The sequence below is a fragment of the Anaerospora hongkongensis genome, assembly GCF_004339805.1.
Lineage (GTDB): Bacteria > Bacillota > Negativicutes > Sporomusales > DSM-15969 > Anaerospora > Anaerospora hongkongensis.
Genome location: NZ_SLUI01000006.1, coordinates 271,847 through 283,912 on the forward strand (window position 1 = coordinate 271,847; position 12,066 = coordinate 283,912).

General features: G+C 45.3%; 11 protein-coding genes. 8 read left to right on the forward strand and 3 right to left on the reverse strand.

Annotation, left to right across the window (positions count from 1 at the left end; translation table 11 throughout):
- Positions 1-7 precede the first annotated feature (7 nt).
- The 3 genes from trxB to EV210_RS10970 all read left to right on the forward strand — a co-directional run bounded on the left by trxB (position 8) and on the right by EV210_RS10970 (position 3,716).
- On the forward strand, positions 8-1,228 hold the full coding sequence (gene trxB / locus EV210_RS10960) for a thioredoxin-disulfide reductase (RefSeq protein WP_207900705.1): 1,221 nt from the start codon (positions 8-10) through the stop codon (positions 1,226-1,228).
- Positions 1,229-1,266: 38 nt separating this feature from the next.
- Positions 1,267-3,315, forward strand: a complete 2,049-nt coding sequence (locus EV210_RS10965; RefSeq protein ID WP_132079944.1) for an alkaline phosphatase family protein — start codon at positions 1,267-1,269, stop codon at positions 3,313-3,315.
- 80 nt (positions 3,316-3,395) lie between these two features.
- Positions 3,396-3,716 carry a thioredoxin family protein gene (locus tag EV210_RS10970; protein ID WP_132079947.1) on the forward strand — a complete coding sequence of 107 codons (321 nt, stop codon included), beginning with the start codon at positions 3,396-3,398 and terminating at the stop codon, positions 3,714-3,716.
- Between the two features lie 57 nt (positions 3,717-3,773).
- Here the strand turns inward: EV210_RS10970 and EV210_RS10975 are convergent, their stop codons facing one another.
- Positions 3,774-4,667, reverse strand: coding sequence for a LysR family transcriptional regulator (locus EV210_RS10975; RefSeq protein WP_132079950.1), 894 nt, complete (start codon positions 4,665-4,667; stop codon positions 3,774-3,776).
- A 215-nt stretch (positions 4,668-4,882) separates the two neighbouring features.
- Between EV210_RS10975 and EV210_RS10980 the strand changes: the two genes are divergently transcribed.
- Positions 4,883-5,422 carry an N-acetylmuramoyl-L-alanine amidase gene (locus tag EV210_RS10980; RefSeq protein ID WP_132079952.1) on the forward strand — a complete coding sequence of 180 codons (540 nt, stop codon included), beginning with the start codon at positions 4,883-4,885 and terminating at the stop codon, positions 5,420-5,422.
- A gap of 321 nt (positions 5,423-5,743) precedes the next feature.
- On the opposite strand, the gene EV210_RS10985 is transcribed toward EV210_RS10980, so the two are convergent.
- A complete protein-coding gene (locus tag EV210_RS10985) occupies positions 5,744-7,165 on the reverse strand; it encodes an MFS transporter (RefSeq protein WP_165898872.1) in 1,422 nt (473 codons plus the stop codon).
- A gap of 201 nt (positions 7,166-7,366) precedes the next feature.
- On the opposite strand from EV210_RS10985, the gene EV210_RS10990 reads away from it, so the two are divergent.
- Positions 7,367-7,843 carry a MarR family winged helix-turn-helix transcriptional regulator gene (locus EV210_RS10990; protein ID WP_132079958.1) on the forward strand — a complete coding sequence of 159 codons (477 nt, stop codon included), beginning with the start codon at positions 7,367-7,369 and terminating at the stop codon, positions 7,841-7,843.
- Between the two features lie 256 nt (positions 7,844-8,099).
- On the opposite strand, the gene EV210_RS10995 is transcribed toward EV210_RS10990, so the two are convergent.
- Positions 8,100-9,239 (reverse strand): hypothetical protein, encoded by a 1,140-nt coding sequence (locus tag EV210_RS10995; RefSeq protein ID WP_132079960.1) that lies wholly within the window; start codon positions 9,237-9,239, stop codon positions 8,100-8,102.
- 538 nt (positions 9,240-9,777) lie between these two features.
- Here EV210_RS10995 and EV210_RS23325 point away from each other — a divergent pair.
- The 3 genes from EV210_RS23325 to EV210_RS23100 all read left to right on the forward strand — a co-directional run bounded on the left by EV210_RS23325 (position 9,778) and on the right by EV210_RS23100 (position 11,963).
- Positions 9,778-9,912, forward strand: a complete 135-nt coding sequence (locus tag EV210_RS23325) for a hypothetical protein (RefSeq protein ID WP_279388501.1) — start codon at positions 9,778-9,780, stop codon at positions 9,910-9,912.
- Between the two features lie 364 nt (positions 9,913-10,276).
- A complete protein-coding gene (locus EV210_RS22635; RefSeq protein WP_165898873.1) occupies positions 10,277-10,420 on the forward strand; it encodes a hypothetical protein in 144 nt (47 codons plus the stop codon).
- A gap of 49 nt (positions 10,421-10,469) precedes the next feature.
- Positions 10,470-11,963: a recombinase family protein gene (locus EV210_RS23100; RefSeq protein ID WP_132079963.1), complete on the forward strand. Its 1,494-nt coding sequence runs from the start codon at positions 10,470-10,472 to the stop codon at positions 11,961-11,963.
- The last annotated feature ends 103 nt before the right edge of the window (positions 11,964-12,066 follow it).

The following is a 12,066-nucleotide window of genomic DNA, read 5'->3' on the forward strand; positions in this document are numbered from 1 at the left end:
GGCTTTGATGCAACAATACGATTTGCTTATTATCGGGGGCGGTCCTGCCGGATTAACCGCTGCAATTTACGGTGCGCGAGCCAGGCTCAGGACAGCTGTGCTCGAAAAAGGCGCTGTTGGCGGGCAGGCTTTTACGACTCGCGAGATTGTCAATTTTCCGGGCTTTGCAAGCACCTCCGGCCCAACGCTAATGAAGGCACTCGCTGAGCATGCCAAAGGCTTTGGTACCGAAATCATTACGGAAGAAGTGACTTCTGTCGAGCTTCAGGGGGAGCTTAAGCAAGTTTATACCCGAAAAGGGCGTACCTATCAGGCGCGGGCTGTTATTCTCGCGCCTGGCGCACAGCCCCGGCTGCTGAATATCCCTGGTGAAAAGCTATTGCGGGGAAGCGGCGTATCCTATTGTGCTACCTGTGATGCAGAATTCTATCAGGATCAGGATGTTGTCGTCGTAGGCAATGGAGATGCAGCGATCGAAGAGGCGCTGTATATTACGAAATATGCCCGTAAAGTAACCATTATTGTGATTCATGACGAGGGGATTGTCGACTGTAACCGGGCGAGTGCGGAAAAGGCATTTCAGCACCCGCAGATTGAGTTTGTCTGGAATTCGGTTCTGGCTGAAATCAAGGGAGAGCTTGAGGTCGAAGCCGTTGTAATCAAAAATCTTAAGACTGGTGCTCTGTCTACAATGCCTGCTAATGGTGTCTTTATCTACGTGGGAATGATACCAGGCACCGGTTTCCTAAAAAACCAGGTTGAGCTGGATGACTGTGGCTATATTCTTGCAGAACCGTCAATGGAAACATCGATAAACGGTGTTTTTGCCGCCGGCGATGCCACAGCGAAGGTGTTGCGTCAGGTGGTAACGGCAGCAAACGATGGCGCAATTGCTGCTGTTGCCGCTGAGCGGTATCTGGAGGAAGAGGACAGCTTTAAGCGCGAAATTCTCAGTGCCGCCACCCCGGTGCTTGTAGCGTTCTGGAGTCCGAATAAGCCGGAATGTATCAGTCTGCTTACTCAGCTTGAAGCGCTGGCAAGCGTTAGGGAGCGGCAAGTTAAACTGGTCAAGGTTGATGCTTCCCGGAAAAAGCGGCTGGCACAGATGTACGGTATAGAGCAATTTCCTGCCGTACTAGTACTAAATAAGGGAATATTGCTGCAAAAAGTTACCGGTGAGGTCAATGCGACCTGTTTATGTTTAGCCGATACAATTAGCGCAGGCTAAAGCCCAGTCCAATATTATATACAGAAAAGGAGACTACGATGAAAAGAACAGCCCTTACCCACAAATTGCTGGTATTAGGTGTTGATGGCATGGATCCGCGCATTAGCCGTCAATACTTAGCCGAAGGGAAAATGCCTAACCTGCAGCGACTAATTAACCGGGGAGCCGCACGGGAAGACTTGCGACTGCTCGGAGCCATTCCAACGATTACGCCGCCCTGCTGGACGACTCTGGCCACCGGGGCTTACCCGGGAACCCATGGTATTACCTGCTACTGGCGGCAGTCGCCTGCCAGCCTTGATGCTGTTGTTTACAATCTGGATTCCCGCAATTGTACAGCAGAACAAATTTGGAATATTACAGCCGAAGCCGGATTAAAGACACTTGTTTGGCATTGGCCGGGGAGCTCTTGGCCTCCGACATCCCAAAGCGAAAATCTCAGCGTAGTAGACGGCACACAGCCAGGCTCCGTTAATATGGGCGTGGCCCAGCTTGACTGGGAAAAAGTGATTGTTGCGACACCGGACATTAAAGAAGTACGCTATGCGCCAAGGGTAGATAAACCGGCGGGCGTAGGCTGTATTATTACTGATCTCGAAGATACGCTCGACGATAATGTTGATGATGAAATGATGGAGCTATGGTGGGGCGATACTGCCCGTCAGGGGGGCGAGATCCGTACCTACGTTATGGATGACGAGGACACGGAAGTTGTTATTGGCAGCAAGGTAGCTTATGATATTGTAAATTCGCCGCTTAAGGAGGCCCAAGGCTGGGTAAATGCACCGGAAGGGGCAAAAGAATTTACGATATTGACCTCCGGCGGGATAATGAGGCGACCGGCGCTGATCCTGAAAAATGCAGCGGGTTTTTATGACCGTGTGGCTATTTATAAAAATAAAAAAGCGGCTGAGCCGATTGTCATATTAGAGTGCGGCAAGATGGTATCAGGCGTTATTGATGATGTTACCAAGAAAGAAGTTACCAAACCGGCCTGCCGCTCGATGAAAATTTTGGAACTTGATCCAGAAGGCAGCAAGATCAGGCTGTGGATCAGCAATGCGCTTGATGTTGACAATGATCAGTTATGGCATCCAAAAGTTCTGTTTAAAGACATTGTCGAAAATATCGGCGTCGTTCCGCCTGTCAGTCTGATCGGCGGCGAAGATGACGAATTAGTGCGCGAAATATTTGAACCCTCCTGGCGGCTGTATAACAAATGGCAGGCAGATTGCATGAATTACTGCATTAGTAAAAAAGGCTATGAAGTGGTATTCTCTCATTTGCATAACATTGACTGCGCCGGTCATCAGTTATGGCATCTTGCTAAGACACTGCCTCCTTGGGATCATACCGATGAGAAAACGTATCAGGGGTTCATTGAGCAATTCTACATCCAGACAGATGAGTATCTCGGTGAATTCATGCATTTACTGGATGAAGGCTGGACGGTATTACTGGTAAGTGATCATGGACTTATTGTCGGGGAAAATGTACCGCCCATTTTAGGAGAATATGGCGGTCTGAATACAAAAATAATGGAAGAACTAGGCTATACGGTACTAAAGAAAGATGAAAACGGTAATTCGCTGCGCGAAGTCGATTGGGAAAAAACCAGAGCGGTTCAAATTCGCAGCAACTATATCTACATTAATCTGAAGGGCCGGGACAGGTATGGGATTGTTGATCCCAAGGACAAATATGAGTTAGAAGAACAAATCATCAGTGATTTGTATAATTACCGGGATGATAAAACAGGCAAACGCGTCGTCGGTATTTGCCTCAGAAATAAAGATGCTGTATTGATTGGTGCGCACGGACCGGAATGCGGGGACATTTTCTTTTCCGTTGAGGAAGGTTATAATCGCTTGCATGGTGATAGCATTTCAACATCAGAAGGCTATCATGCTACCTCTGTTTCGCCGATTTTTGTTGCCGCAGGTTCCGGTATTAAGTCCGGCTTTACGACAGAGCGTATTATCCGGCAAGTTGATGTTGCTCCTTCTGTTTCCGTATTGTTAGGGTTGCGTTATCCTGCACAATGTGAAGGAGCTCCGGTTTATCAGATTTTCTCGGAAGAAGTTTGAGAAATTACCGGACATGATCAAAAGCAGCACTCATTGTGCTGCTTTTGAACTCGCATTATAGAATAGGAGTGGAGAAGAGGATGCATCAATTACAGGCAAATAGCTTTGAAGAAATTATATATGACAATGGTGAACCATGTTTAGTCATCTTTTCACGGGAAAACTGCCATGTATGCCAGGAAGTCATACCGGTGCTGACTGAATTGCAGCCTGAATATGAGGGGAGATTTGGCTTTTATTATGTTGATATTGAAGCGGAAAAAAACTTTTCGCAACGCTTCTCATTACGGGGCGTTCCATCCATTCTTTTTTTTAACGATGGAGTGTTGAAAGGAAAGCTGGCAGGGAATATCGAAGGGGCCGAAGTGGAAGAGAAAATTGCCGCTGCTCTTGGTATCTGAATAGAAAAGCAGAAAACTACCCGGCTGGTTTTGGAATGAACTGCAGCCGGGTAGTTTTTATGTTGCCAGTACCGAACGGATAATTTTTATCAGCTCTTTTTCAGTGGCGCACAGATGATGCCGGTTGGACCAAATCAGCGCAATCGAGATATTTAAAGGCGAGTTTTGAATCGTAATGGCAACTAAGTCCTTAAACATATTCATATATTCGCGTGCAACAAAACGCGGGATAAAGGCGATGCCGTTTTCCTGGAGCAGTAATTTTTCCAACATGACAATTGTATCGACCCGGTAGTTGACGGTAAAATTGCCAAACTTTTTTAGAATGCCTGAAATTCCGCAGTTTGTAATATATTCTGAGTTAAAAAGAATAATGGATTGGGCCATAGCAGAGTCGAGGCTGATTTCTCGTTGGTTTGCGAGAGGATTGTTTTTGCTGGTGAGTATGACCAGTGTGTCCTGCAGGATTTCCTTAGCACAGATATCTTTCGCCTTGCTCAACTCTTCTGTTTGGAGGATGATGCCGATATCGGCTTTGCCTGACTCGACATCGCGTAGGATATTATTGGATTCTCCAACCTTTTGCAGGATATTCGCTTTCGGGAAGTGCTGTCTGAAGATCGCAAAAACCTTGGGCATAAAAGTCATGTTTACATTGAGTTCAACGGCTAGGGAAATGTCTCCACCCAAGTCGGAGTTGGCACGGGACAAGGCGGAAATTTCCTCAAGAGCATCGATGATTTGTAACGATTTTTGAATAACAAATTCACCGGCCTCGGTAGGGTAAACGCCCTGATTGGTCCTTTTAAGCAGCTGCACCTTTAATTCATCCTCCAGTCTGCTTATGGAGGTACTAAGGGCCGGCTGAGAAATATGGGCACGCTCAGCAGCCAATGATATTGATTTGGAGCGGTAGATTTCGACCAGATATTGCAGCTGCTCTAAACGCACAGTATCACCTACAACGTGAATAGTTGAATTATTTGTAATATTACTATTATTATAGTATATCTGGCTGCAAAGGAATAGTACTTAAGCCATCTAATTTGCATCGCAGTTATCTTATGTTTCTAAAAGTGTCAACTGCTATCGGCAACACTCATACAATAAGATAGATCTAATGCTGCGACGGCAGAATGATGGAAGGATAGGAGGTGGAGAGGATCATGAGGAAAGTGACACTGGCAGAACTCGGACAGCTCGCATTACAGTCGAAAAGCAGCCTTTGGGAACAGGCCCAGTCCTTAGACCGTGATGTAATGGTATATCTGCATTGGACTGCAGGCCATTATGGACAATTTTTTGCCGACTACCATGTTAATGTTGATGCCGATGGAGGTATCTATATTAGTACAGAAGATTTTTCTGAAACTAAGTCACACACTTACCGGCGTAATACAGGGGCTGTCGGCATCGGCTTATGTTGTGCCTACGGCGCTGTCACCAGCGATTTAGGAGCAGAGCCGCCTACTAGTCGGCAAATTGAAGCGACGGCGCAGGCCGTAGCTGTTCTGGCGCAAGCCGTTGGTTTGACCGTAGACCGCTATCATGTAATGACTCATGCAGAAGCGGCAGATGATGATGGTTATGGGCCTGCTACTACCTGCGAAAGATGGGATTTGTGGTTTTTTGCCGGCACTGCTGTGGGGGAAGGCGGTAATGTTATCCGCGGCAAAGCGAACTGGTACCAGCAGAATCTGGTTTAAACTCTTTTATTCTTCCGGCAGATATTGTTTGGAAAACAAGCGATTGGCAGCATTGTATTTTACTAGGCATTGATGGCATGTTCGTAATAGACACCATAAAAATTGTGGTCCCAAAGATAAAGAGAAACTAAGGTGGATTAAGGTTGCCAGATTCTCTTTTGTTATTTATAGCCCTATAATCTGCTCTACTGCAGATTTGACCTTCTACATTTTGTCTGATGGCATGTATGTTAGTCACTAACTTAGAAAGAAGAAGCTATGGAGCCAATATAATAAGAATAAGCAACCCCCATACAGGAAGTTGCTTATTCTACCATTGGATCAACCGCGTCGGAATACTGACATGTATACGGCTCCACCAAACAGGATGAAAAAAACGAAAACAAGAAACATATTACTGTACATATAAGCGGATGGCTCGGTTACCGTTGGGAGCAGAGAGAAATCAAGAATCCGTTTATCCAGGGCTTTACCTACAAGTGCCGTACCAACCGCTTCTGACAAGAAGCTGGCTAAACCGTACAACCCCATGCCAACACCGATCTCATCCATTTCCAGAGTCTGCGTGACGCTGTTAGATACGGCAGTTTTGATAAATGATAACCCGATGAAAGTTGGTAATAACGCAGCCGATATCAGCCATTGTGATTTTTCTACTAATAATGATATAGTCAGCACACTAATGATAAGAAGGAATAGCCCTAGAAGTAGTACAAAAGGATTCCCGCGTTTATCGGCCAAGCTTCCTCCCGCTGCTCCAAAAGCAATTACGCTCATGGAGCCGGGAAATAAAATCCATCCGATCACATCGGTTGACAACTGGTGTACATGACTGAGCATGAGAGGCGTCATAAATAGGATGCCCATCCCTGTACAAAATAAAACAAACCCTGACAGGACGCCAATAATGTATTTACGCTTCACAAACATTGCAGGTTCGATAAACGGTTGCTCCGATTGTCGAATGTGTACGGCAAACCAACCAAGAAGTGCGACGCCAATAACGATAAACGGCCATCTGGGCTCTGTTATATACAAAATTAGCGACGCAACTCCAATTACAAGCAAGGCAGCTCCCAGAAAATCTACCTTACCATTGCCAGGCATTTCATCTGGTAGTACTTTATAGAAAAACGGAATTGAGAGAAGCGTAAATAGTGGGATTAAAAACAAAAACGCCCAGTGATAATTAGCCGAAACAAAGCCACCAATTGCCGGACCTATACCTTCGCTAAAAGCCACCGTTGAGCCTAAAATGCCGAAGGCTTTACCGCGATTCTCAGGCGAGATATAACGGGCAATGATAACCATCATAAGCGCCGAAATTGCTGAACACCCAGCACCTTGAATGATTCGGGCTGCAATAACCAACGAGTAGTTTTCATGTGCAAGAAACCCGAAAAGCGAACCTCCACAATAGATTAACAGGCCGATTATAATCAGCGGCTTCAATCTATAAGTGTCGGACATTTTTCCATAAATCACCGAGCCAACACCGAAAAAAATCATAAAGCTCGTGATCACCAAGCTTGCTCCGGAAGGTTGTAGACCAAACTGGGTTGCAATGCTGGGTGTCGCTACGTTGAACACCGTTTCGTTCAGTACACTTAAAAAGACTACGAAGATCACCCATGGTAAGGACTTTTTAAAATCAAGCGAGAAGTTCTGCTTGTTTGTAGTTTCTGTTGTTGTCAATTCTACATTTTGTTCTTGGTTTATTAATATATTACAATCTTTGTTCAATATGATGCTCCTTTTGTATTGAGGAGAATCACGCGGTTTGTAGGGCCAGCTATGCGTTTCCTCCTCGGATTTGTGCCCTAATTATAATTGTATACTTCATAACAATACCTCCAATTTGTTTTCTTGTAAAATAGTATCATAATAAAACAAAAATCGCAACATCAGCTTGCTTTTTCATACGTGTTGTTCAATAATGTTATTATGAATGAGAATAATGGCAAAAAATTTATGGAAATAATGAAACGAATAGTGACGAAGACTCACGAACTTAGTAAGCATGCAAGCGAATCTACGCCAGCAGGTAATTTAAGCTCGTCCGAAGTATCATTGATTATTCTGATTGGGCAGCACGAAAATCTTAAGGTTACGGATTTGGCGGCTAGATATGGTGCGACTAAAGGAGCCATATCTACAATGGTAAAAAACTTAGTAAATAAAGGTTTGGTAAGAAAATGTAGGTCGTCGGAAAACGAAAGGGAAGTATTATTGTCATTGACAGAATTGGGCGTTAGCGTTTATGAAGAAAAAGAGCGTCACTCACAAAATCTTTACCAAGATATTGATGATCATCTTGGAATACTAACTCCCGGACAAGTTAACTCACTATTTAAGATGTTGCATGCACTTGAAGCGCATATTGACGAACATATCGAAGAACATTTAAGGGATTTAAAATAACGTTTTAGGAGCATAAATTCGCTGTAGACAAATAAGTATAGGGTTTTCCCTTCGGGAGGCCGGAATTACCCCTTCGGTTATTCCGGTGTGCCTGCGGCGTGGCTCTTACGAGCCTATTGAAAGTGATGGCGGACATCAACGATATTACTACCTTATGTCCTGTATCCCTACGGGCTGCCCCATGGACATAAAGAGCAATATCGGACGTCCACCATAGCCTGCGGCAGCTAGGAAACTCCACCCCTAACCCCTCCCGCTAGGCTGGAGGGGAGCAGACCTCTGTTCGTCTTCTACGAGGTGGCGGATATTGGCGCAGTTCTTCCGGCATGGGATTAGGCAGATAGTCAATGTCCCTGTGGGCCGGTATAGTAACTATGTTGATACCCTCTCGTCTGCAGCTATCAACATAATCAGGAAGTGTCCTTTCGCCAATACGCACCAGAACTTCTGGCTCATCATCAAGAAATGTACCGCCCAAAGCCATATTAACGCTGTCAGGATAAGACCCCGCCTGCGCTATTAGCCGTAGCCAATTATAAATGCCTGCCTTCTTCGGCCTGCGCCATCGTGCTTGCTCAATACGCCTTTGCACAGCAGCAAGGCTGTAATAGTCGCCGTAACCAATGGTTGTCCGATAGTAGTATTGTATCTTCTCCTGCGCTATGCGCTCATCCAAGAAGCCGCACACACTGATGTCACTTAGCCCATAATCATTCATGATTTCAAACCGTTTGGACTTGCTGCACTGGATTTCCAAGCGGTACACGTTGGTTGCCTCACGGCAGAGAGCGTTATAAAGCCGCCCTAGCTGTCGCCGCTTCTTGCTCATCTGGTCGAGTTTATCGTAAAAATTCAGCGTAACTGAGCCACACTCTAAGTAGAAGCTGCCCGGCCTATTTACCCGGTCAATAAAATCGCGGGGGTGCTTAGCCTGCTTAGCCAATTCAACAAACAAGGCAGCATGTGGCGTATACAAGTCCATGGCATAATCAATGCGATGGACAGACCACTGGAGAAGTGGATCGAAGGTGGTTGCGGTGATTATTCGTAGACCCTCCCCAAAACGTTCCTGAAGCGCTTCTACGTTGTCCTGCGTGCAGCAAAACAGTGAAACTGTTGGTCGGTCTGTGAGCAGCACCTGCGGATTGATAACAATGCGCAGAAAGTAGTAGCTTTCGTTGCCTCTGCGGTACAGGGTGAACTTGTTGAAACCAGGAAGCTGATACTCCGGCGCTTGTAATTCGCTTATACGGCCTGCCAGAAACTGCTCCATCTGATTGTCAGGAAAAGCGCTCTGGCTTCTGGTGAAGTCTATGAGCTTGTCTCTACTCATGCCATGTCCTATCTCAATGGTATGTATCACGGAAATCCCCACTATCATACTCGGTGTCGACATAATCAATAGCACCATTGTACACCAGAGTGTGGGGAAGGGGAAAGAGTTATCTGCATTTGGGCTAGTTTATGATTTTTCTATACCACTCACAACTTGCTATAACCACAATTATCCTAGGAATTTCCATATAAAAAGTACAGAGATAGATTACCCGCGATTTTTCGGCATTGAACATGCTTGTCGACAACGAATTTCAAGAATCTAGGTAAATCAATGGTTTTGCCGCACCAGTACTGGACTCTAACGCTTAGGATATTTTGAAAGTACTTGATTTTCCTACGTTTTCGCCGTTTTAGCGAAATGAGCATAATTTCGCCGTCTGCACCTGGTTTAGCATCCCAAATAAGGCCCTATTGTACAGAATGTAACAACCCTAATAGGCAACCCAAAATATCAAATTTTGCTGACCCTTCCTAGTCTTTATTGAACTTTACGTTACCAGTATTTGGAGGGTACGGGGGTCCAGTTTGAGCTGTGCGAGCATATCGCGTGGCTTTTTTTTATTTTCCCAGCCATTCAATGACAGGAGGTGATTGCCATGACTATCCGCAAATACAGCGACCGCTATTGGGCGGTCTATGATGAAGCAGATGTGCTTATCTGCGTCACACTGTATAAGAAGGACGTGGAAGTTGTGCGCCGCTTAACTGTGGCGTTAGGCAGGAAGCGTTGAACAAGTAACCAGGATGAAAAAATACGACCGTGAGCAAGGAGATGTTACCTGCTTGACACCTGTAAGGACAAACTGTTATCATGTAGATGTAGTAAGATTGATAAAGCAAACTGCCAAAGACAATTGAATACCAACCAGCAGTTTGAGAATACACTTATTTGAAGATAAAGGGCGCGTTCGCGTCAAGATTAAACAATCTAACCCTATTTAGGGTTTGGTTGTTAATGTCTTGCCGCGGACGCGCCCTTGTTGCTTTTTAGCAGCAATAAGATACAACGAAGGATAAGTCACCACGCATTGGCCGAAACGGTCAGGTCATGCGCAGGCGAAACGAAAGGCCGAATAACAGCCGAGGTGACGCCTTATGCCAAAACGTAGTTCTATTAAAATTCGTGTTATTGCTGACAACATACCATCTATCGAAGCTATTTCCGCGCTCACACAAACATTTTTACGACAATATAAAGAAATGAGCAAGCCGACAACTGAACTCAAGAAACCGGCTTAAGATGTAGCAATAGTATTTCCTGCACACCAACTATAGGAGGTTCAACAGAATGGCAAGCATCAACCATGTTGCGATATATCTGCGTAAATCACGAGACGATGAGAATGAGGTGGACGTGCTGTCCAAACACCGGCAGACACTGTACGCATTTGTAGAACAAAAGAAATGGACATATGACGTTTATGAGGAAATTGTATCAGGAGACAGCTTAGAATACCGGCCCGAGATGCAGAAGCTCTTGGAACGCGTAGAGGACGAAATATATGACGGCGTTGTTGTAATGGATATTGATCGCCTTAGCCGTGGTGATGATGAAGACCGCGGAAAAATCCTTAAGAAGCTGGCCCGCTATGATGTTAAGGTAATTACTCCACAGAAACATTATGACCTCAATGACGAAGATGACTCAATGCATGTTGGTTTTAAGTCATTCATGGCCCGCTGCGAGTATATGATGATTAAAAAACGACTCAAACAGGGGAAGATTGCAGGAGCCAAGCAAGGCAAGTGGACGAACGGCAAGCCACCCTTTCCGTATGAGTACAACCGGGATATCAAAACGGTGTCTATCAATCCTGAGAAACTAGTTACCTACCGATTGATAGTTGAAAAGTATATCAACGAACCAATTGGGCTACAAGAACTGGCCGTGTGGCTCAACCTTGCAGGTGTTCCGTCTTTAACGCCGGATTCACCCTGGTCATCAACCAAGCTTCACCGTCTTTTAACTTCCGAGATACATTTAGGTAAGATTGTCTACCAGAAAACCCGTGGTAATTTTCGCAAGGACGGTAAAGTTACCAAAAGAAGCCAAGATGAATGGATTATGGCTGATGGTCAGCATGAGCCAGTCAAGACCGAAGACGAACATATTAAAATCATGACAAAATTGCAGCAAAATTTGCTGATTCCAAAGAAGGCACGAGCGGCGGCGAGACCGTTAACTGGCATACTGTACTGCGCCAAGTGTAATCACCGGATGCAGTTTCGGGAAAAGACACTCAGAGATGGTAGTAAAGCTCTATACACGTTATGTACGCATCGCTATCCAGATGGAAAACATTGCGAGCAGGTGGGGCACCGATTAGACCAACATTTCTTTGATGCTCTTTTTGACGGAATTTTATCTAACGTTAGTGCGGCAGCTGCCGGAAGCAAGGATGAAGCCGCCATTAACGATTTACGTACCGTGATAGGACAGAAAATGGATAAGGTCAGCCAGGAAGACAAAGCCCTCAAACGGGTATACAACAGTTATGAGGATGGGGTATATTCAGCAGATGAGTTTGCCCTACGTCGACAGGGCAGAGAGGCCGCTATCAAAGCTTTGCAGCAGGAAATACAGGCATTGAATGAACAACTGGCGACTATGTCTGGACATTATAGTGGCACTGAGCTAAAGCAACAACTAAAGCAGTTCAAGAAGGACTGGAAACGAGCAAGCAGCCCCAAACAGCAAAATAGTCTAATTAAGTCTGTTGTCACCAGGATACTATATGATAGGAACGGCGATGATGTTGACTTGCGTATAATTTATAAGTGACAACGTTACCCACCAAAGATGTGAAAAGCTTCTTAATGGCCGTTAGCTGGCTATTAAGAGGCTTTTTTATCGCGGCGAGTCACACAAAACGACCCAGTGTTGC

What these genes read in the sequence shown, in the direction of transcription:
- trxB (WP_207900705.1), top strand. Translation starts at nt 8, where the DNA reads ATGCAACAATACGATTTGCTTATTATCGGGGGCGGTCCTGCCGGATTA.
- EV210_RS10965 (WP_132079944.1), top strand. Translation starts at nt 1,267, where the DNA reads ATGAAAAGAACAGCCCTTACCCACAAATTGCTGGTATTAGGTGTTGAT.
- EV210_RS10970 (WP_132079947.1), top strand. Translation starts at nt 3,396, where the DNA reads ATGCATCAATTACAGGCAAATAGCTTTGAAGAAATTATATATGACAAT.
- EV210_RS10980 (WP_132079952.1), top strand. Translation starts at nt 4,883, where the DNA reads ATGAGGAAAGTGACACTGGCAGAACTCGGACAGCTCGCATTACAGTCG.
- EV210_RS10990 (WP_132079958.1), top strand. Translation starts at nt 7,367, where the DNA reads ATGAATGAGAATAATGGCAAAAAATTTATGGAAATAATGAAACGAATA.
- EV210_RS10995 (WP_132079960.1), bottom strand. Translation starts at nt 9,239, where the DNA reads ATGTCGACACCGAGTATGATAGTGGGGATTTCCGTGATACATACCATT.
- EV210_RS23325 (WP_279388501.1), top strand. Translation starts at nt 9,778, where the DNA reads ATGACTATCCGCAAATACAGCGACCGCTATTGGGCGGTCTATGATGAA.
- EV210_RS22635 (WP_165898873.1), top strand. Translation starts at nt 10,277, where the DNA reads ATGCCAAAACGTAGTTCTATTAAAATTCGTGTTATTGCTGACAACATA.
- EV210_RS23100 (WP_132079963.1), top strand. Translation starts at nt 10,470, where the DNA reads ATGGCAAGCATCAACCATGTTGCGATATATCTGCGTAAATCACGAGAC.